The following is a 20,402-nucleotide window of genomic DNA, read 5'->3' as shown; positions in this document are numbered from 1 at the left end:
ACACTGCGTCTTTGCGCCCGCGTTCAAGCGAATCGGTGGTGATGTTCGTCCGGACGGCCGCCACCTGAGCCAACCTAATTCGACCCCGCCGCAGCAGCCGTGAAGCTGCGGTCGACGGCTTTGCTGACGTCGAGCGTCTTCGGCAGGATGCCGTAGCGGGTCGAGCGGTCGGAGGCTTCCTGCACCTCTTTCACCACGCCCTCGTCGATCACAATCGGGCTGGTGCGCTGCGCGGTGTAGGCCGAGATCAGCACGTCCTCCGGCAGCTTGGTCAGCTCGGCCGTGCTCCTGGCGTATTCCGCAATATGGTCCAGCGACCACAGCCGTGCCTTGTTCAGCCGTTGCACGAGGTCCTGAACCGCGGCGCGCTTGGTGGCGATGGCATTGTCGGAGGCGACGATGAAGGTGATGGTCGGCGTCAGGCCGTCGCCGTCGGCGATGACGCGCGCCTTGTCCTTCAACGTCGCGAATGAGACATAGGGCTCCCACACCGCCCAGGCGTCGACTGACCCCGCCACCAGTGCCACCTTGGCATCGACAGGGCCGAGAGGCGCGAAGGTCGCCTCGTCCAGCTTGATCTGCGCCTTCTCCAGGGTTGCATCGATCAGGAACTGGCCCCAGCCGCCGCGCGTACCAGCGAGGCGCTTGCCCTTGAGGTCGGCGGCCGACTTGATCGGTGAATCCTGACGAACCAGGATCGCCTGCGTCTTGGCATCCGACCGCGTGCCGCCGATCGCCTTGATCGGCGCGCCCGCTGCATAGACGGAGAGGAAAGACAGATCGCCCGTGTAGCCGACGTCGAGCGCGCCGGCGTTGAGCGCTTCCAGAATGGGAGCTGCCGCCGGGAATTCCGACCATTCGATCTTGTAAGGCAGGTCCTTCGCATAACCCGAGATCTCGAGTAGCGAGCGTTTACCGCCTTTCTGGTCGCCGACGCGCAGCACGACTGTATCGGCCGCGAACGACGCGGCTGCCGTCGACAAGGTGACGACCGCGGCGAACAGAGAGGCCGCCAGGCGGTGCGTGATCGAATGGTCCGAAGAGTTGATGCTCATGTGATCTGTCTTGTTGCTTGCCTGTTACGACACGTGGGCGCGTGATGCGGCGAGACGATCAAGTCTATGACCGCGTGATACGCAGTCAATGAAATGGCCAACCGTATTGCGCGCGCGATGAGCAAGGACATTTCAATGAATGTGTGCTTTTCAGAAAAGCGGCGTGCGCATGCCTCAGACTGGGTGACAGTGATCCTCTCGCAGAGTCGTGAAGCTGCCTGGGAGCCGATGCGTCAGCGAAAATCGTTTCATCGTTGTTGCGTGTGCCGATGGAGAGAATGACTTCGCATCGCGCCAGATTCGAAATTCCATTTCATTGACGATGCGGTACCCGCGCCGCATGATTTGCACATCGCATCAACGTGGACGCAGGAAGCGACCCGCGAAAAATATTCTCTCTACGCAGCTCCCTCAGGAACATCCGCAACGCGAACAGTTGTGCCGATGGCGGAGCGTGCCAACTCAGGAGTGGGGCTGATGGGAAACGACATTAAGCGCAACGGATCGAGCCTCGACCGGCGTCATTTGCTTCAGGCGGGACTGGCGGCGGCCTTTGCGGCCCCGTTCGGCGCCCTGGGCGCACAGGCGTTTGTGCCGCAGGCGCCCGCGCCTGGCATAGACTTCTCGGAATTCCCGCTATGCCGCACGGCCGCGGACGGTCCTGTGCTCACGGGAGCCCCGCGCAAGCTAAAGCTCTCGTGGAATGCCGGCGCGGTGTGCCTTGCGCCGCTGCCTGTTGCGATCGAGCACGGCTTCTTCCAGAAGCAGAATCTCGATGTCGAGCTCGTCAACTATTCCGGTTCGACCGACCAGTTGCTCGAGGCCATCGCGACCGGAAAGAGCGATGCCGGTCTCGGCATGGCGCTGCGCTGGCTGAAACCGCTCGAGCAGGGCTTTGACGTCAAGATCGCCGCCGGCACCCATGGCGGCTGCATGCGCGTGCTGAGCCGCGCCGATTCCGGCGTGAACAAGCTTGCCGATCTCAAGGGCAAGATCGGTGCGGTCGGCGATCTCGCTGGTCCCGACAAGAACTTCTTCTCGATCCAGTTGGCAAAACTCGGCATTGATCCTAACAAGGACGTCGACTGGCGCGCCTATCCCGGCAATCTGCTCGATGTTGCGGTCCAGAAGGGCGAGGTGCAGGCTTTCCTGTCGTCCGACCCGCTTGCCTATCTCTGGCTCAAGGACACCCAGTACAGGGAGGTCGCCTCCAACCTCGATGGCGACTATCGCGACAAGAGCTGCTGCATCGTCGGCCTGCGCGGCTCGCTGGTTCGCGAAGAACCCCAGGTCGCGCGTGCGATCACTCAGGCGCTGCTCGACGCCGCCATGTTCACCTCGCAGAATCCGGCCGTCGCGGCAAAGTCATTCCAGCCCTACGCACCGAAGGCCGCAACGCTCGCCGATATCGAGGGCATGGTGCGCTACCACACCCACCATCATCATCCGACCGGTGAGGTGCTCAAGCGCGAACTGAAGGCTTACGCCGACGATCTCAAGAGCGTGCAGGTCTTCAAGCAGAGCACCGATACGACCAAATTCGCGGAGCGCATCTATGTCGACGTATTCTCTGTCTGACGGGCTCGCCTCCGGCGCGCCGCGGACCACGACGGCGTTTGCCAGCTGGGTGCGCGAGTCCGGCGCCGGGGTTTTCGCCAGCATCGCGTGGATTGCCTTCGGCCTCTCCTGCCTGTGGTGGGAGGATGTCGGCGACTGGTCGCGCACCCATTCGCTCGGCATCGCGGCGCTCGTCATTGCCGCGGTCGTGTTGTTCGGGACCGTCGGCGCCGACTATCTGGGCACGGCGGGCAGGGCGCTGCGCCAGCGCGCGCCCTGGCTCATCGCGCTCGGCGCGTTCCTGACGCTGTGGGAGGTCGCGACCGCCAAGTTTGCCTGGCTGCCGCTGCCGTTCTTCCCGCCGCCGCAGGCGATCATCGAGGTCTATACCGACGATCTGCCGAAGCTGCTCGACAGCCTGTTCGCCTCGGTCAAGCTGCAGCTCGGCGGCTACATCATTGGCGCTGCGGTCGGCTTCCTGACGGGGGTGTCGATCGGCTGGTCGCGCGCGGTCGGCTATTGGGTGCACCCGGTGCTGCGCTTCATCGGGCCGCTGCCGGCAACCGCCTGGCTGCCGATCGCGTTCTTCACCTTCCCCTCGAGCTGGAGCGCGTCGACCTTTCTGATCGCGCTCGCGACCGGTTTTCCCGTCACGGTGCTGACATGGTCGGGCGTCGCGAGTGTCAGCAGTGCTTATTACGATGTCGCGCGGACGCTCGGGGAAAAACCGTCCTTCCTGGTGCTGAAGGTCGCGATCCCTGCCGCGCTGCCGCACGTCTTCGTTGGGCTGTTCATGGGGCTCGGCGCCTCCTTTGCCGTGCTCGTCGTCGCCGAGATGATCGGCGTAAAGGCCGGTCTCGGCTGGTACCTGCAATGGGCGCAGGGCTGGGCTGCCTATGCCAACATGTATGCGGCGCTGATCGTGATGTCGCTGCTCTGCTCCGGCGCGATCACGCTGCTGTTTGCGATCCGCGACCGTCTGCTGGTCTGGCAGAAGGGGACCGTGAAATGGTAGAGGCAATCGTGCATCCGGCCGCCGGTGCCGCGCTCGACATCGAGCAGGTCGGCCATGCCTTCGACATCGACGGCGCCGCGCTGCCGGTGCTGAGCGATGTCAGCATCGCCGTCGAGCCCGGCGAGTTCGTCGCGCTGCTGGGGCCTTCCGGCTGCGGCAAGTCGACCTTGCTGCGGCTGGTGGCAGGGCTCGACAAGCCCAAGGCGGGAAGTCTGCGCGAGGACGAAGTCCGCATCGTCAGGCCGCATCCGTCACGCGTCGTCGTGTTCCAGGATCCGACCCTGTTTCCCTGGCGGTCGGTCTGGGACAACGTCGCCCTGGGCCTCGAAGCCCAGGGCATTCTGAAGAGCCAGCGGCAGCGTGTCGATGATGCGCTCGATCTCGTCGGACTGTCGTCGTTCCGCAATGCCTATCCGCACCAGCTCTCCGGCGGCATGGCGCAGCGCGTGGCGCTGGCGCGGGCGCTGGTGAACGATCCCAAGATCCTGATTTTGGATGAGCCGCTCGGCAAGCTCGACTCGCTGACCCGCATCACCATGCAGGCCGAGCTGGTCTCGTTGTGGCAGCGCAAGGGCTTTACCACGCTCCTCGTCACGCATGATGCCGAGGAGGCGCTGGTGCTCGCCAACCGCGTCATCGTCTTCAGCGAGCGTCCGGCGCGCGTGAAGGCCGACATCCGCGTCGACCGTCCCTATCCGCGCCATCGCGGCGATCCATATCTTGCGGACCTGCGCCGCCAGATTCTTGGCCTGCTGGGATTGGATGCAACATGGTGACTTCTATCGCTCAGGGACGGGTGGCGCATGGCGAACCCGACTATATCGCGCGCGCCGAGGCGCTTGCGCCGGGCTTTGCCGTGCGCGCAGCCGAGCACGACCGCGCCGCCAGCTTTCCCTTCCAGAACTTTCGCGAGCTCTCCGAAGCCGGCCTGCTGTCACTGACGGTGTCGGCGGCTCTCGGCGGGGCCGGCGCGGGCGCACGATATGCCGCGCGTGTGCTCGGCATCATCGGCAAGGCCGATCCGTCGACCGCGCTGGTGCTGTCGATGCACTACATCAATCATTTGGTGATGGCGCGCAGCCCGACCTGGCCGGCGCGGCTGTCGCGCAAGCTTGCGCGCGAAAGCGTCGAGGGCCTCGCGCTCATCAATGCGCTCCGGGTCGAGCCCGAACTCGGCTCGCCCGCGCGGGGCGGCCTGCCGGCGACAGTGGCCCGCCGCACCGAGACCGGCTGGCGGCTCTCTGGCCACAAGATCTACTCGACCGGCGCGCCGATCCTGAAATGGTATCTGGTATGGGCGCGGACCGACGAAGCCGAGCCGCGGGTGGGCCAGTTCCTGGTGCCGGCAGGCCTGCCGGGAACGCGGATCGTCGAGACCTGGGACCATCACGGCCTGCGCGCCAGCGGCAGCCATGACGTCATTTTCGACGACGTCGTGATCCCGCTCGACGCCGAGGTCGATGTCCGCAAGCCCGCCGACTGGCGCGCCCCCGACGTCGCGCAGGCGACCGTCCACACCGTCTTCGTCGCCGCGATCTATGATGGTATTGCCCGTGCGGCGCGCGACTGGTTCGTCCAGTTCCTGAAGCAGCGCGTGCCCGCCAGCCTCGGCGCGCCGCTTGCCACGCTGCCGCGCGCGCAGGAAATCCTCGGTGCGATCGAGGCCAGGCTCGCGGTTAATGCTCGGCTGCTCGACACCTTCGCCCGCGACTTCGACGACGGCGTCGATCTCTCCAACGGCGAATCCAACGTCATCAAGCTGACGGTCACCAACAATGCGGTCGCCGCGGTCGAGGACGCGCTGTCGCTGACCGGCAATCACGGCCTATCCCGCAGCAATCCGCTGGAGCGGCATTATCGCGATGTCCTGTGCGGGCGCGTGCACACGCCGCAGGACGATGCCACGCGCACCGGCCTCGGCCGCGCCGCATTGGGCCTCTAGCCTTTCCGAAAACAACAGGGAGATTATCATGTCGGTCGAGTTCATCGGCTTTATCGCCAACAGCAATGCTTCCGAGACCATCGTGCGCCAGGGACCGATCCTCGATCCCGCTTATATCGAGACGGTGGCAAAAGCACATGAGCTTGCCGGTTTCGACCGCGCGCTGCTCGCGTTTCATTCCACCACGCCGGATGCGCTGCAAGTTGCCCAGCATGTGCTGACCATCACCAAACAGCTCAAGGTGATGATTGCGCAGCGGCCGGGCTTCACCGCGCCGACGTTGCTGGCGCGCCAGCTCGCCACGCTCGACCAGCTCTATGGCGGCCGCGTCTCGCTGCACGTCATCACCGGCGGCAATGCCGCCGAGCTGCGTCAGGACGGCAACACCTTCGACGACAAGGACGAACGCTACGCCCGCACCAGCGAATTCCTCGACGTGGTCAGGCTGGAATGGACCAGCGAAAAGCCGTTCAACTACAGCGGCAAATATTACACCGTCGAGAACGGTTTCTCCCAGGTGAAGCCGCTGCAGAAGGGCGGCATCTACACCTTCGTCGGCGGCGGCTCGGATGCCGCGATCGAGGTCTCGGGCAAGTATGCCGACACGTTTGCGCTCTGGGGCGAGTCCTATGCGCAGGTGCGCGACGTCACGGCGCGGGTGCGCGCAGCGGCTGCGAAACACGGGCGGCCGAGTCCGCGCTTCAGCCTGTCGGTGCGGCCGATCCTCGCTGAGACCGAGGAGAAGGCCTGGCAGAAGGCGGAGCACATCCTCGAACGCGCAACTGCGCTCCAGGACCAGACCGGCTATCGCCGGCCAAACCACGCCACCGACGGCGCCAAGCGGCTCCTGGCGCTGGCTGACCAGGGCGCGCGCATTGACAAGCGGCTGTGGACCGAGATCGCAAAGCTCACCGGCGCCAACAGCAACACCACCGCGCTGGTCGGCACGCCCGAGCAGGTCGCCGAGGTCTTCGCCGATTATTATGATCTTGGCGTCAGCCATTTCCTGATCCGCGGCTTCGATCCGCTGCCCGATGCCATCGACTACGGCCGCGAGCTGATCCCGCTGACGCGCAAGCTGATCGCGACACGCGACCAGCAACGGGGCATCGCGGCGGAATGATCCGGCTCATCGCTGCTTTGGCGCTCGCCCTTGCGGGCGCCGGTCTCGCCAGCGCGCAGACGACGCTGCGCGTCGGTGACCAGAAGGGCAATGCGCGGGCGGTGATGGAAGCCGCGGGCCTGCTCAACGACGTTCCCTACAAGATCGAATGGAAGGAGTTTCCGGCCGCGGCGCCGCTGCTGGAAGCGCTCAGCGCCGGCGCGATCGAGACCGGGCTGGTCGGAGACGCGCCCTTCACTTTCGCCGCCGCCTCCGGCGCGCCCGTCAAGGCGATCGCCGCGATCCGGCAGACGCGCGAGGGGCTCGCGATCCTCGTGCCCGAGAGCTCGGCGATCAAGACCTTCGCCGACCTGCGCGGTAAAAAGATCGCGACCGGCCGTGGCTCGATCGGGCATCAGCTGATCCTGGCCGCGCTCGAAAAGAACGGCTGGAGTGCCGGTGACGTGCAGATCGCATTCCTGGCGCCGTCCGATGCCAAAATCGCCTACACGCAAGGTTCGGTCGATGCTTGGTCGACCTGGGAGCCGTACGTCAGCCAGGAAGAGGTGCTGTTCAAATCGCGCCGCATCATCACCTCGGAAGGCCTGACGCCGGGCCTCAGCTTCCAGGTGGCGCGATCCGATGCCATCAGGGACAAGCGCACCGAGCTCAACGACTTCATCCGTCGCCTCACCGCGGCGCGCGCGTGGTCGCTGAACAATATCGACAGCTATGCCGCGACCTGGGGCAAGTGGATGAACATCCCGACATCAGTACCGCAGAACTGGCTCTCGCGCGCAAAAATCCGGATCGCGCCGATCGACGACGGCGTGGTTGCGGACGAGCAGGGCACGATTGATCTGTATTTCCGCTGGGGCCTCATCAAGCAGAAGCTGGTTGCGGCGGAGATCGTCGATCGTTCGTTTGCTGATGCGATCGGAAAGGCGGGGTTCTGATGCTTCTTTGCGAGAATATGCGTGGTGCTCCGTAGCAGCCGCCGCCGACACGAAGCAACTATCGCGGATAGCGCGCTCGCGCATTAGGTCAAGCAATTTGTCTCGGAAATGTGGCTCGCACGCTGGCGCTGTGCGACATCGGTGACGGAAAGATCCCAGTTGCCGAGATCGTTCTCATGTCAACCAAGGTCGATGTTGGCCCTCTGGTGGTGAATGGCATGCCTTCGGTGGGCTTCCAGTGAGGTCATGCTTATAGCTGTCCGCGAATTGTCGAAGGCGGCGTCGCAAGAGATAGGACATCGACGATGTCTCTGCCGCAGGTGGACGAGCAAACAACGCTGAACCAATGGGCCCCTTGAAGCAGGCAGAGCCGCTTGATCGCTCGTTGTAGCCGCGCCGCTCTGGTGGCTCCGCCGCGACGAGGGATATTGAAGCCCTGGGCCGCAAGCGTGATGCGCCGCGCTTCGGAAAGCGAGAGTTCCGACTTTAGCAGCGCTCTCCCAAGACTCTGCCGTTGATAGCTCGCAAGTCGGCCAGCATCAGCTTTGGCTCTCCCATCGCTGCGAAATGGCCGCCTGTTGGCATGTCGGTAGGTGTGCTCCGCAAATGAGCGCGGAGTCGGCAGGAACACGGGATCGGGGAAGGCCGCCACGCCATCGGCGCTCCAACACGGGTGCCCGCGGGAAACCGAGCTGATCCTTCAAGGCGCTTACCGTGATAAATCCGTGTCGCGGTTACAACCGCCGGCGTCGCGACATAGGAGGCGTCGTTCGACCGTGCGACAATCGAAACTATCCAGCGAATAGGCGGCGTGCCGCTTGGACATGGCAGCGTTGCACCCGGTTGCCCTAAATGCCGGTCAATTTGACCTCGGTCCTCAGATGCTCGGCGGCAGCGCCGAGCATGGTCGTTCCGATCGTTCACTAGCTGCGCCGGTGATGCGCTTGAATTCCTCACTTTGCTCTCCTCGGTCGACGTCATCGTGCAATGCGGACTTGTCGGATGCAGCCTCCTTCATCCTCTCCGCCGCATTTAAGAAAGAAGCGTTCGCCATAAAAATCGAGCCCCATGAGTTCGTGAAGGTGGCTGTCTTTATGCGCGAATCTTGTTGCGCATCTCGATGATTTCATCATGAACTTTGTGAAACGTTTAAGGAAGGTTATGGCGATCGAATCCGCTGCCGTTTCCGCCCTGATGCAGACGCACATAGGCTACGACAAACGCCGTCGTGAGCATGTCGAGCTCCATGATGGCATCCATGGTTGCGTCGAATGTGTATTCCGACAGGCGTTTTGCGCATATTTATGAGCCACCGCGGAGGTGAACGAGTTGGAAACTCGGGAGAGCTGCAACAGTTCTGTCTCGACGGAGTCTAGGGTGGCGCGTCCGCTCTGGAAGTCAATGCACCACTCTTCGGGAAGAAGATGAGACTGCCCGCGTTCTTCGGAAAGCCACCTGCCCTTTCCAGTCACTGGCCGGTCGTTGACCGGGATTTGTAGCTCTCGTCCTGGCCTACACTTGCCGTGAGCACTCCTGCGCGGACGGCATCATGCAGCTTCAATATTAGTCTGCGGAAAATCGGTGCCTTTGAACATCAAAGGCTCTCCTAAATGGCAGGCGCATGCATAAGCAAAACAGTCCCGAAATTCAGCCGTGCTGGGTGTCGGCCCTTGCCTTAACGGTCAAAGGCGTCGAGCGCGATCCGGGCCGTTTCGGGCGGCACTTGCACCATCTTGATTTCCATTAGCGCCAGATAGCTCTCGACTGCTTCGCTAGCGTCCGAGATTGGAAGACCAAGTATTCGGGCTACGGCGATCACCGCCTCCCACACTGCCAGCGGCGAGTGTCAACGCGCGGCCGCTTGTTGAAGGCGCGTCAACAGCTCCCGCGCTTCGTCTTCATCGATCGACATCGCGGTCAACGCCGAGGCATCGATAAACATCAGTCAACTTCGTAAAGGCCGTCGCGAAACACCTTGTCTGCCGGCCTACTTTTTTGCGGATTGCCCCTGGCCCGGAGATCGCGACAGAACTGTACGCCCAAGTCGACCAAGGTAGGCTTACCCTGCTCACGCTCCAGCTCATGGGTGAGCGCCGTATGCACGGCCTCGGTGAGGCCGATCTTCTTGAGCGCCGCGATCCTGCGGGCCAGCGCGTCAGTATCAGGATTCTTAATATGGAAAGCCATCCGGATCCTCTAGCCGTTGCCGTGTATCATTATATAGCACGTCGGATACACCCTTTGAAGGCTAGGGCTCCAAGTTGATCACCGAGCTCCCGACGCAGGCAGTCGGCGCGCTGATGGTTAACCTCGCGTCGCTCTAGCTTTTCAGTCCTGAATTCCACCCGGGTGCGCCTCTTCTAGAGGTACTATTCGGAATAGCCGGTGGCCCTCTGCCGCAGCCAGTTTGGCCGGACTATTCTGCCGCGCCGAACGGAGCTGCCTCGGTCATCCACGATTGGGGAGGAGGGGGGGCCCATCCACCGGCCAATACCTTCGCCATCTCCCATTTGAGCGGTTCGTCCTCGATGTCGATCGTCTGGTAGTGAGTGTTGAACAGTTCGATGCGGTGTCCGTCCGGGTCGCGGAGATAAACGAAGCGGGCATATCCGGGAGCGAAATGGCGCGCCGGGCCGTACTCCACCGACCTACCGAAGCCCATCTCGGCGAGCAGATCGCAGATGAACATGAGATGGTAGGTCTCCGGGATGGTGAAGGCGGCGTGATGAAGGAGAGGTCCTGGGCCCGGACCTGGGGCGAACACTATGTCGTGCGGATTGCCCTTTCTCTGCAGGAAAACGAAGCTCGGTTCTTCCGATCCGTCCTGCGTAATGTACTCCGACAGTCTGAATCCGAGACGAGTGTAGAATTCGAGCGCCCGGTCCACGTGTGGTGTCAAAATCTGAAAATGGTCGAGCCGCTGCGGACAGGCGCCGCTAAAACGGCTGGATTGCAAGATCAGACGAGGCCTCGTTTCCATGGAGGCGCAAATATCGAGAGGAACACCCGCGGCGTCGGAAACACGCAGCGTACGAGCCTGATGAGGTACCTCGACCCAGGTCGGACGATGACCTAGATCCCGGAAGAAAGCTTCTGCAGCATCCAAATCCTCTTCGGTCAGAACGCGAAAGCCAATGTGTTGCGCGCTCGGCTTGCCGCCCTGTTCCAGAACGAGGGAATGATGGCAACCTTCTTCGAGTCCTCGGAGGTAGAGGCGGTTTTCGTCTTCGCTGCTGACTACGAATCCGAGCGCGTCGACGTAGAAGCGCTTGCTCTCTTTCAGGTCTTTCACCGCGAGCACGACATGGCTTGCTCGGGGCATGTTGAACGGTGGACGAAATACGGGTCGCGGTATCGCCATCAAGTCCTCCCTTGTATTGGTTTTCGTTCAAATCAGGCCGGGGTAGGAGCCGCCGTCCAGTTGAAGATTCTGGCCGGTGATGAAGCCCGCCTGTACGCTGCAGAGGTAGGCACAGGCATCCCCGAATTCTTCTGGCTTTCCGAATCGCTTCGCCGGAAGCGAGTCGGCGATCCTGGTGCGTGCCTCTTCAAGCGATATTCCCAGCTCCGACATCATCCTTTCCGCCATGAAGCGCTGACGATCGGTATCGATGCGCTCGGGCAGCATGTTGTTGATGGTGACGTTGTAGGCGGCGTATTGCCGGGCAAGCGACTTGCAGGCCGCCGTGAGCCCGGCGCGCGCGCCTGACGAGAGTTCCATCTTGGGATGCGGCGCCTTCACCATGGCAGACGTGATATTGATGATCCGCCCGAACTTCCGGTCCCGCATTCCAGGAAGAAAGGTTTTTACGAAGTGAAGGGGCGCGAGCATGTTCTGCTCGATCGCCTCCAACCACTCCGTGCGGCCGAACTCGAGGAAATTTCCGGGCGCCGGCCCGTGATTGTTGTTGATGAGGATGTCGGGTTCGGGACAGGCCTCGATAACCGTTTGGCGACCCGATTCTTCCGCGATGTCCGCCTGGACGAACGCCACTGGCTTACCCGCGAGGGCCTCGATGGACTTTGCGGCCAGGCGAAGGCGCTCCTCATCCCGGCCGTTCAGTGTGATTTCGCAGCCCTCGCGGGCGAGCGAAGTCGCGCATGCAAAACCCAACCCCTTAGAGGACGCGCATACGAGGGCCCGTTTAGCCGCCAAACCGAGGTCCATTTCGGCTCCAAACAATATATTATTTGACTTGCCCGACTTAAATAAAGATTATCATACGTCAAGGCAAGAAATTTCTATTTCAGGAGGGGTAGTTTGTCGGACGCATCAGAGACGCTCGCAACGGCCGCCTACCAGAAGCTCCGTATGGACGTGATCGGAGGGATGTTTTCCTTCGGCCAAAAGCTGAAGATCCGCTCGCTGTGCGAACGTTATGGGGTCAGCGCAGCTCCGATGCGCGAGGCTCTGACCCGGGCGGCCAAAGACGGCCTCATCATGCATTCCGACCAGCGCGGCTTTTCCGTCGCGCCGTTGAGCATCGAGGATTTGGACGACCTCTTGCAGACCAGGATCGTGCTCAACGAGTTCGCTCTCAGAAAATCGTTCGAGTACGGTGGGGCCGAGTGGGAGGAGCAGGTCCTGCTCTCATGGCACCGGCTGTCCCGCATTCCGTTTACGCCGGCTTCCGTTGACCCGGAATGGGAGCGCGCGCATCGTGTCTTCCACGCCACGCTTCTCTCCGCGTGCCGCGCGCCGCGCATTCTGGCGTATTGCGATCAGTTGTTCGACAGCGCCGACAGGTATCGGTTCATGTCTCGCGCCGCACACGTCGGCGGAGCCCGCACCGCCGACCACAAGATGATCGCCGACGCGGTGCTCGCGCACCGTCCGGACGAGGCGGTCGTCCTGCTGACACGACACTTCAGCGAGACCGCCGAACTCTGCCGGCAGCAACTGCTGTTGCAGGGAAAAGCCCAGCCCGGTGTCGTGACGCGAACGCCTTGCTAGGCAGCGTTCCTAAAAACAAACAAGAAGCCGAAGAGAGAGGAAATGACAGGCGATTTCGAGGAAACGTTCGTTCTTATCGTAGGCGGAGGACCCGTCGGGCTGACATCCGCGATCGATCTCGCGCAGAGGGGGGTACCTTGCATTCTGATTACGGAAAACCTCGAGACGGCGACCCAGCCCCGCTGCAATTTCGTGAATGCACGCACTATGGAGCATTTCCGTCGTCTCGGACTGGCGGAGGAAGTTCGCGCGGCGGCGCCGCTTGCCAAAATGCATCCGCGCGTAGCCTTCGTCACGCGCTTCTGCGGCCACGAATTCGGTAACATCGATCTGCTGAAGACGCGCCTTAGTGAAGGGCAGCTCGGACCGGAGTCCGGCCTGTCCATCTCCCAGCTCTTTCTGGAGCCGCTGCTGCGCCGACATGCCGAGGCCTCGGAGTCGGTCGACGTGCGCTTCGGTACACGCCTGGTCGCGCTCGGTGGGGAGGACGGCGCTCCGATCGCAACGGTCGAAGACGTGCGCACGGGAGTGCGCAAACGAATCCGGTCTCGGTACGTCATCGGTGCCGATGGGGCTCGGAGTCCGGTTCGTCGTCACTTCAACATTTCCATGGCGGGCGACGACGGGCGCATCGACAATGCGTTCGTCTCCGGCACCATGATCACGTATTTCGTTCGGGCCCCGACTCTGCTGGAGGAGAGCAGGCGTGCGCCGGCGACCATCACCTGGATCATAAATCACGACCTCCGCGCGTTCGTTTTTGCCCAGGACGGCCGCGAGCGCTGGATCATTCATTATCAGGTTCCGGAAGGCCTCGGCTGGGAGCAGGTCCGCAGCGACGAGGTGATGCGGTCGATATTCGGCAAAGACCTTCCGTACGAAATCCTCGCGGAGGGGCCGTGGACCGGCGGTTTGTCTTTGGTTGCCGCGGCATACCGGGCAGGTCCCGCTTTCCTCGTTGGCGACGCGGCGCACCTCTACACACCTCTAGGTGGCTTCGGCATGAACACGGGCATCGGAGATGTCCTGAACCTGACTTGGAAGCTTGCGGCAGCATACTCGGGGTGGGCCGGTCCCAACCTCCTGGATTCGTACGAGGCCGAGCGGAGATCCATCGGTTTGAGGAACTCGAAGATCGGCATCCACTGCTCGAAACGGAAAGGCAAGTGGCTGATCCCGCCGACCATCGAGGATGAAGGCGAGGCCGGTGCGCGTGCCCGGAAGACGTTCGGGGATTTCGTGGTCGTAGACGATCTCGACGAATACGACACGTCCGGACTGCAGTTGGGCGAGCGGTACGAATCCTCCCCCATCGTTTGTGCCAATGGCACTGCCGCGCCTCCGGACACATGGAGCAACTACAAGCCCGCCGACTTTCCGGGAGCGCGTTCGCCCCACTTCTGGCCGTCGCCCGGACGCGGCTTCTACGATCTGTTGGGTCGAGACTACACCCTTGTCGATTTCGAAAGCGGAGAACCTCTCGAGGCGTTGCTCGAGGCCGCGAAGCTGCGGAGGCTCCCGCTGTCGGTGGTCCGTTGTCCCGCTCCTGGCCAGCCCTACCAATCCAAACTCGTTCTGGTCAGGCCCGACCAGCACATCGCATGGCACGGAAACGCTCCACCGGAGGATCCGACGGCTGTGATCGACCGGGTGCGCGGAGCTTGACGAACCAAAACGAACGAAAAAGCGGGAGGGAATATGGGAATCGGAGGACAAGTCGTCGTTCCGTTCGATGGGTCCGCTCCGGTCGATAGCCGACCGGACGGCCGCAGGATCGACTTGGACGAATTCGTGGAAGGCCGATCGATCGGCGCCTTCCACCTCAATGTCGTGCTTTGGCCACTGCTGGTCACGATCGCAGATGGTTTCGATCTTGTCGTAATGGGCTATGCCGCCCCCGAGATCATCAAGATATTGAACTTCGATCGGAGCGCGATGGGCGTCATCCTGAGCTCCAGCCTGGTCGGAATGCTGATCGGCACTCCGATAGCCGGCTATCTCGGCGACCGTTTTGGCAGGAAGCCTCTGATCGTTCTGTCGACATTGCTTTTCGGCCTAGCCACGTGCTCGACCGTGCTGGCCGCTTCCGTCGCGCAGTTCTGCGCTCTTCGTTTCGTCGCGGGAGTCGGCCTTGCCGGGATCATCCCTAACGCGACCGCGCTCGTATCGGAGTTCATTCCACGCCGCGTCCGCGGTGCCTTCCTCATAGTCGTACAGCTCGGCGTGCAGATCGGAGGCATAGTACCCGGCCTCGTCGCCGCGTATCTGGTCTCCCGCTACGGCTGGGAAGTACTTTTCCATATAGGAGGCGCCGCTCCGGTGGTGCTGGCGACGGTGCTCGTTTTCGTACTGCCCGAGTCCATCAAGTACCTGTCGCTCGTTCCATCGAAGCGAGCGGAGCTTCTCAGGATCGCCAGGGCTCTCGACCCGAGGGGCCACCTTCCGGACGACGCGGTTTTCGCCTTGAAGTCCACGGGCTCGAGGGGAGCCTTGTCCCCGCTCGTGCCGCTTCGAAACGGCATGCACATCATCACACCGCTCCTCTGGCTACTCGCGGTGGTCAATTTGTTCACGACCCTTCTGATGGCGAGCTGGGCTCCGACGGTCTTGCGTGACATTGGACTTTCACCCGAAGCCGCCGCGCTCACGGCGACCCTGTTCGGTCTCGGAGGATTGATCGGAAGCTTCATGCTTACGGTGGGGTTCAATCGCTATGGTTTTCTCGTCATCGTCGCTTTCTACATCGTCGCGATCCCCTCGATGGCGCTCATCGGCCAGCCGTTCGTCGATCGCGGAGTCCTGCCGTGGTTGGTTCTTGTGACCGGCATATGCGTTGCCGGTACCCAATCCGCGATCAACTCGGCTTTCGGAATGTTATATCCAACCACCATCCGGTCGAACTGCGTCGGGTGGGGAATGGCGATCGGCCGCCTCGGAGCGATCGGAGGCCCTCTGTTCGGAGGCTTCCTGATGTCCAAGCAACTCTCCGGTACCGCTTTCTTCGAAACCGCCGCGTTGCCTCTCGTATTCGGCGTCCTGATAGCTGGCGTGCTGACGTACGCCTGCCGGCAGAGGTTCGGAGGCTGGACTTTGGATGAAAGGGCAAAGGGGGAGGCATGACCGCTCCATTCGAAAACAATCGCTGGATGTCTTCGCCGCCGAACGAGATAGCAGAAAGAATAAGAGCCTTGGGGCCGGTGATAGATCCGCCCGGAACCGCGCGGATCTACGCAGACATCCTGGCTCACCAGCCGACCGACGGAGTCGACGTCATTCCCAACATCCGCTACGGAAACGGGACCAGGCAGTCGTTGGACGTCTATCGGCCGGTTGCGACATCGGGTTCGGTGCCTGTGGTGCTGTTCTTCCACGGTGGCGGCTACAGTCGCGGCGACAAGTCCGATAGGAGCAATGTGGGTTACTTCTTTGCCCGCAACGGGGTCACGGCCTTCATCGCGAACTATGGCCTTGCCCCGGAATGCAAGTGGCCGTCTGGGGCACGCGACGTGATTGCTGCCTTGAGGTGGGCCCAGGAGAATGCGCAAGATCATGGAGGAGATCCGAGACGAATATGTCTGCTCGGAGAATCGGCGGGAGCCGCGCACGTCGCTCTCGCTTCCTTCGTCTCCACCTTCCACAAGGGGCGACCTCTCCGAGCGGCCGGCGTGGTTCTGCAGTCCGGGTCTTACAACGTCGCTCTCGAACGCGTCGCGGCTGCGGCTTTCGGTATACCTTCTCCCGACCTGCGCAATCAGGCCTATTTCGGCGAGGAGACTGCCCGATATTTGGAGATGTCGACGACCCGTCTGATAGATGCCCCGGACGTGCCGACCTTGATCACCTACGCGGAATACGATCCGGTTCCGATGCAGGTGCAAGCCGGAGAACTATTCGCCACCTTGGCGCTGCGGGCGTCCCATTGCCCCCTGCTACTCCGGTTGTTGGGCCATGGGCATATCTCTCAATTCAGCTCGTACAATACGGTGGATACCAGCGTAAGCGGACGGGTGCTCGATTTCGCGAAGTCTCTGCCGAGAGTCCAATGATCCATGGAGAACTGCAATTCGGATCCGAACGCCGGCCTCAGTCCCGCATTGCGATGTCAGGGGGGCCATCGCTGAATTGCGAAGCCGAAAGCGAACGGGGCGGCGACTTCCAGGCCGCTCCACGAAAGCGCTCTATGACCACGTAGTCCAAAGCAAGCTTCATCTGAATTGACGGCGCTCTGTTGAGATACCCGGTCCTTTGGTGATGCCCACCAGAGCTCTCTTTCCAAGCGGCTTACCTAGAGCCTTACTGAGTAACACTTGCGCTATGAAGAGTAATACGAGCCGTGCCTCGGTTGTCCTGATAGTTCCTGTTGAGCGGCCCTTGGAGACGACGGTAATACTCCGGAGTGATGTCAGGCGGCAGAATGGTTGGAAGCGTTTGAACCGCGTCATTTACGTAAGGCAGACCTCTCCCGTTTCCGGGGCGACAAAGTCAGCAATGAGAAGGCGAGACAGATTTTGCTTTTGCCAAACCTCATTGGCGACGGGCAATAGAGCGTCCGGGATGGGGTCTAGAGTCTCCAAGTCGCTCTGTTCTTTTTGACGCCCAATAATCCCGGCATCATCCGACGTTTCTTCCAGCCGCTTTGGGCGTGCAGAGTGTCGGCTGCATCCCCTAGGTCTAGATTGAGCCCCGCATCGCTGGGTTCAAGGGGAAGCTCGCCGCCGCCACTGCCCCAAATAGTGAGAATTGGTTGAAACCAATTCGCGCCGTAAACGCGACGAAAGGGGAACAAAAGGAATCTCGGTCTGTCGTATGATCCGAATCCCATTACGCCGGACAAGAGAACACCATGGCACAGAATATCTACGACAATCCCGATTTCTTCGCCGGTTACAGCCAGCTTCCGAGACAAATTCGCGGTCTGGACGGTGCGCCTGAATGGCCCTCCATACGCGCGATTTTGCCAGCGATTTTCGGCAAGCGCGTCCTCGATTTGGGGTGCGGCCTTGGTTGGACGTCGCGCTGGATGCGCAAGCAAGGCGCAAACTCGGTGCTCGGCCTGGACCTCTCCGAAAACATGATCAGCCGGGCAAAGGCGGATACCAACGATCCAGAAATTAAATACCGGATTGCAGACCTGGAGACAGTGGAGTTGCCGCCGGCAGCCTTCGATCTCGCTTATAGTGCACTCACCTTTCACTATATCAGGGACTTCAGCCGTCTCGCGCGCATGGTCCACCAAGCGCTCACGCCCGGCGGGCATATCGTATTCACCATCGAGCATCCGATCTTTATGGCAGCGGTCCATCCGCATTGGATCGCCGACGAGGACGGGCGCAAGACTTGGCCAGTCAATTGCTATTCGATCGAGGGTGAGCGCCAGACTGACTGGTTTGCGAAAGGCGTAATCAAATATCACCGGACCATCGGCACGACGCTTAACACCTTGATCCGTGCTGGCTTCCGGATCTTAGCCGTCGAAGAGTTTGCCCCGTCCCCCGAGCAGATCACACAAACGCCAGAGCTGGAAGAAGAGTTGGAGCGACCGATGATGCTTCTGGTTTCCGCGCAACGGTAGCACCCAAAGTCAATTGTTCGGGTCGTTCGGCGCGCTTGTTGTCAATGACTGCATCGAGTCAATCAGTAATCTTCTCAAAGCCCTTGGCCATGCGCATTATGCAGATATCGCCATATTGACCAGGCGGACCAGCCGGCGGGTCGGGTCTTTCAGCGATTTTCGACTGCGGCCAAAGAACTCTCGGCCAGGACCTCGCGAAGCCACAACAGAAAGACCCCCGTCGCCGGGGATGCCTCTCGCCCAGGATTTGGGATGGCGAGAAAGCCGTTTGGGATGCGAAGCATGCGCGGATGCCTCCTAATATTGGGCTGTTGCGCCGTCGGCTTGGAATGAAGCGGGTGGTCGGGAATGCTGGTCGTTGAGATGACCGCCAGAAGTGCCGTGCGACGTTGCCTGCTTCAAGGAACGTCTCAGCACCCTCATGAATGATGCACCACCCGTCCCCTTCATCCGATGAGCGCACTGGCGCGTCGCAGAGGGACAAGGTAGCCATCTAGGACATGCGCACTCGTCCATGTCGGTCAATACTCGGAGAAGATTCGCTTTATCTCATGCGGCTTGTTGGTCCTGGTTAGGGCCAACGCAAGGAGGATGCGAGCCTTTTGCGGACTTAAATTGTCTGCGTTGAGGACGCCAAGCTCTAGGTAGTGGTCGCGTTCAATGACGCGCCCGTTCAGTGCGGCTGGAACGCATGATGATGGCTTCACCACCTGTCTTACGATAAGCCGCGACGGCCGCCTTCTCATTTTGGGATAGGGTCCCGGCACCCGCGCCGGCAATGACAACTCCTTTCGCGCCCGAAGCGAGAGCATCCCGGATCGGTGTTCCCGGTGCATCGGCGTAGGAGTAAACAATATGCACCGTCGGCAACTCGTTGATGTTCTTGATATCAAATTCAGAGTTGTTGCCATGACGACGGACAGGTGCCCGATAGAAAACAATCCTATCCGTATCGACATAGCCTAGAAGGCCAAAGTCTCCCGACTTAAAGGCCTCTAGCCGGAAGGTGCTGGTCTTGACAACCTCGCGAGCAGCGTTGATCTGCTCGTTCATGACCACCAGAGTTCCCTTGCCTGCCGCCTCTGGCTGAATGGCAACGCGAACTGCACTGTAGAGATTGTAGGGTCCATCCGTACTCATTGCAGTTGGGGGACGCTGCGATCCGACCAGGACCACCGGCTTGTCCGATTTCATCGTTAAATTCAGAAAGTAGGCTGTCTCCTCCAGGGTATCGGTTCCGTGGGTAACCACAATGCCCGCAATGTTCTCTTCTTTAGAACTGAGAAGACCGTTTGCAGTCTCAGCTAACTTTTTCCAATGACCGAACGAAATGTCTTGACTGCCAATGTTCGCAATCTCGATGACCCGTGTGTCCGCTAACTGAGCGAGTTCGGGGATGGCCTGAACGAGGTCATTGCCGGTAAGAAGACCGACCTCGTAGTCGGCAGGGCGAACCGACGAGTCGCCCTTGCCCGCGATCGTGCCGCCAGTCGTCAATACATATACTAATGGTAGTGACATGCTCGCCTCAGCTGTTTGCGGGGGAAAGGGATGCTTTTTCTCCGATGATTGTGGAGGGTCCAAGCCAGGGTAGCTGCGTCCATGCCTTCTGAACCATGGTCACTCTTCTGACGCCCTTCGGCACTGCCGGCCTGTAAGAGCCTGCTCCGAAGTTACGCCAGCTCACTGGAGTATCCACTGCCTGAATCGTTCCTCGCCTTCGGCAAGGTTCTTGCTCCAAGATTCGTTGTCGACCGGCACCATTTGCTTCAGATTGTCAGGATAGGTGGACATTATCGACTGACGTCTTTGCTCATAAACTGATATGCGTTCACATTAGACGGTCCGGCACCGATCTTGGCGCAACGAGCTGCCTGACTCTCTGGTTCCAGCGAGAAAACGATGAGACGTCGAGTCAGCTCGGCTTTGGGATTACCTTTCGGGATGACCCAGCCATAAGAGTTGTAAAATGCCTGATTCCAGCAAATCGCCAGCCCATCCCCTTGCGCGATCAATTGATAGGCCCGGTTCGAAAAAGTTGGCATAATATCGATCTCGCCACTGTGGAACAGCTGAGCGCCTTGTGGCGGAGTCGTCCACCAAGTCACTATCTTCTGATCTTGTCGAGTTTGTTGAAGGCGCGCTTCCAGCCGTCGTCAGTCTCAAGAACCTTGTAGATCTCCTCGCCTCCGGGCACCCCGTCAGCCCGCAAGGCAACTTCGCTGTCGTCGCGGCCGCCATTGCGAAGT

The 20,402-nt window shown here is 61.2% G+C and carries 19 protein-coding genes and 1 pseudogene; 12 read left to right on the top strand and 8 right to left on the bottom strand.

The annotated features are described in order from the left end of the window. Positions 1–74: 74 nt before the first annotated feature. Positions 75–1,055: an ABC transporter substrate-binding protein gene (locus X268_RS35645; RefSeq protein ID WP_128929651.1), complete on the bottom strand. Its 981-nt coding sequence runs from the start codon at positions 1,053–1,055 to the stop codon at positions 75–77. A gap of 477 nt (positions 1,056–1,532) precedes the next feature. On the opposite strand from X268_RS35645, the gene X268_RS35640 reads away from it, so the two are divergent. The 7 genes from X268_RS35640 (at position 1,533) to X268_RS39735 (ending at position 8,751) form a co-directional block, all read left to right on the top strand. Next, positions 1,533–2,633: an ABC transporter substrate-binding protein gene (locus tag X268_RS35640; RefSeq protein WP_128929650.1), complete on the top strand. Its 1,101-nt coding sequence runs from the start codon at positions 1,533–1,535 to the stop codon at positions 2,631–2,633. Next, entirely contained in the window at positions 2,611–3,627 is a 1,017-nt protein-coding gene (locus tag X268_RS35635; protein ID WP_128929649.1) for an ABC transporter permease, read from the top strand. Before X268_RS35640 ends, X268_RS35635 begins: the two co-directional genes overlap by 23 nt. Then, positions 3,621–4,403: an ABC transporter ATP-binding protein gene (locus X268_RS35630; RefSeq protein ID WP_128929648.1), complete on the top strand. Its 783-nt coding sequence runs from the start codon at positions 3,621–3,623 to the stop codon at positions 4,401–4,403. Before X268_RS35635 ends, X268_RS35630 begins: the two co-directional genes overlap by 7 nt. Beyond that, positions 4,397–5,569 carry an acyl-CoA dehydrogenase family protein gene (locus X268_RS35625; RefSeq protein WP_128929647.1) on the top strand — a complete coding sequence of 391 codons (1,173 nt, stop codon included), beginning with the start codon at positions 4,397–4,399 and terminating at the stop codon, positions 5,567–5,569. Before X268_RS35630 ends, X268_RS35625 begins: the two co-directional genes overlap by 7 nt. A 28-nt stretch (positions 5,570–5,597) precedes the next feature. After that, complete coding sequence (locus tag X268_RS35620; protein ID WP_128929646.1) at positions 5,598–6,692, top strand: LLM class flavin-dependent oxidoreductase; 1,095 nt, start codon at positions 5,598–5,600, stop codon at positions 6,690–6,692. Then, entirely contained in the window at positions 6,689–7,627 is a 939-nt protein-coding gene (locus X268_RS35615; RefSeq protein ID WP_128929645.1) for an ABC transporter substrate-binding protein, read from the top strand. Before X268_RS35620 ends, X268_RS35615 begins: the two co-directional genes overlap by 4 nt. An 818-nt stretch (positions 7,628–8,445) precedes the next feature. Next, positions 8,446–8,751, top strand: a complete 306-nt coding sequence (locus X268_RS39735) for a hypothetical protein (protein ID WP_164933838.1) — start codon at positions 8,446–8,448, stop codon at positions 8,749–8,751. Between the two features lie 423 nt (positions 8,752–9,174). On the opposite strand, the pseudogene X268_RS35605 reads toward X268_RS39735, so the two are convergent. The 4 genes and pseudogenes from X268_RS35605 to X268_RS35590 all read right to left on the bottom strand — a co-directional run bounded on the left by X268_RS35605 (position 9,175) and on the right by X268_RS35590 (position 11,795). After that, positions 9,175–9,569: pseudogene (locus tag X268_RS35605) on the bottom strand (type II toxin-antitoxin system VapC family toxin). After that, a complete protein-coding gene (locus X268_RS35600; protein ID WP_128929644.1) occupies positions 9,569–9,814 on the bottom strand; it encodes a type II toxin-antitoxin system VapB family antitoxin in 246 nt (81 codons plus the stop codon). Before X268_RS35600 ends, X268_RS35605 begins: the two are co-directional and overlap by 1 nt. A 229-nt stretch (positions 9,815–10,043) precedes the next feature. Continuing rightward, positions 10,044–10,988: a VOC family protein gene (locus X268_RS35595; RefSeq protein ID WP_128929643.1), complete on the bottom strand. Its 945-nt coding sequence runs from the start codon at positions 10,986–10,988 to the stop codon at positions 10,044–10,046. A gap of 27 nt (positions 10,989–11,015) precedes the next feature. Then, the gene (locus X268_RS35590) at positions 11,016–11,795 is read right to left on the bottom strand and encodes an SDR family oxidoreductase (protein WP_128929642.1); all 780 of its coding nucleotides are present in this window, start codon (positions 11,793–11,795) and stop codon (positions 11,016–11,018) included. 93 nt (positions 11,796–11,888) lie between these two features. On the opposite strand from X268_RS35590, the gene X268_RS35585 reads away from it, so the two are divergent. From X268_RS35585 to X268_RS35565, 5 genes are all read left to right on the top strand, one after another. Then, positions 11,889–12,581: a GntR family transcriptional regulator gene (locus X268_RS35585; RefSeq protein ID WP_128929641.1), complete on the top strand. Its 693-nt coding sequence runs from the start codon at positions 11,889–11,891 to the stop codon at positions 12,579–12,581. 42 nt (positions 12,582–12,623) lie between these two features. Next, complete coding sequence (locus tag X268_RS35580) at positions 12,624–14,246, top strand: FAD-dependent monooxygenase (protein WP_128929640.1); 1,623 nt, start codon at positions 12,624–12,626, stop codon at positions 14,244–14,246. Between the two features lie 114 nt (positions 14,247–14,360). After that, complete coding sequence (locus X268_RS35575) at positions 14,361–15,701, top strand: MFS transporter (RefSeq protein WP_164933839.1); 1,341 nt, start codon at positions 14,361–14,363, stop codon at positions 15,699–15,701. Then, a complete protein-coding gene (locus X268_RS35570) occupies positions 15,698–16,627 on the top strand; it encodes an alpha/beta hydrolase (RefSeq protein ID WP_206733167.1) in 930 nt (309 codons plus the stop codon). The genes X268_RS35575 and X268_RS35570 overlap by 4 nt, the downstream gene beginning before the upstream one ends. A 797-nt stretch (positions 16,628–17,424) precedes the next feature. Continuing rightward, positions 17,425–18,153 carry a class I SAM-dependent methyltransferase gene (locus tag X268_RS35565; RefSeq protein WP_128929638.1) on the top strand — a complete coding sequence of 243 codons (729 nt, stop codon included), beginning with the start codon at positions 17,425–17,427 and terminating at the stop codon, positions 18,151–18,153. A 521-nt stretch (positions 18,154–18,674) separates the two neighbouring features. Here X268_RS35565 and X268_RS40915 read toward each other — a convergent pair. The 3 genes from X268_RS40915 to X268_RS35555 form a co-directional block, all read right to left on the bottom strand. Beyond that, complete coding sequence (locus tag X268_RS40915) at positions 18,675–18,899, bottom strand: hypothetical protein (protein WP_371746378.1); 225 nt, start codon at positions 18,897–18,899, stop codon at positions 18,675–18,677. After that, positions 18,811–19,674, bottom strand: a complete 864-nt coding sequence (locus X268_RS35560) for an asparaginase (protein ID WP_128929637.1) — start codon at positions 19,672–19,674, stop codon at positions 18,811–18,813. Before X268_RS35560 ends, X268_RS40915 begins: the two co-directional genes overlap by 89 nt. Before the next feature lie 272 nt (positions 19,675–19,946). Next, positions 19,947–20,261, bottom strand: coding sequence for an extracellular solute-binding protein (locus X268_RS35555; RefSeq protein WP_164933840.1), 315 nt, complete (start codon positions 20,259–20,261; stop codon positions 19,947–19,949). Positions 20,262–20,402: the final 141 nt, after the last annotated feature.

The organism is Bradyrhizobium guangxiense, from assembly GCF_004114915.1.
GTDB lineage: Bacteria > Pseudomonadota > Alphaproteobacteria > Rhizobiales > Xanthobacteraceae > Bradyrhizobium > Bradyrhizobium guangxiense.
This window is presented reverse-complemented; position numbering and strand designations above follow the sequence as displayed.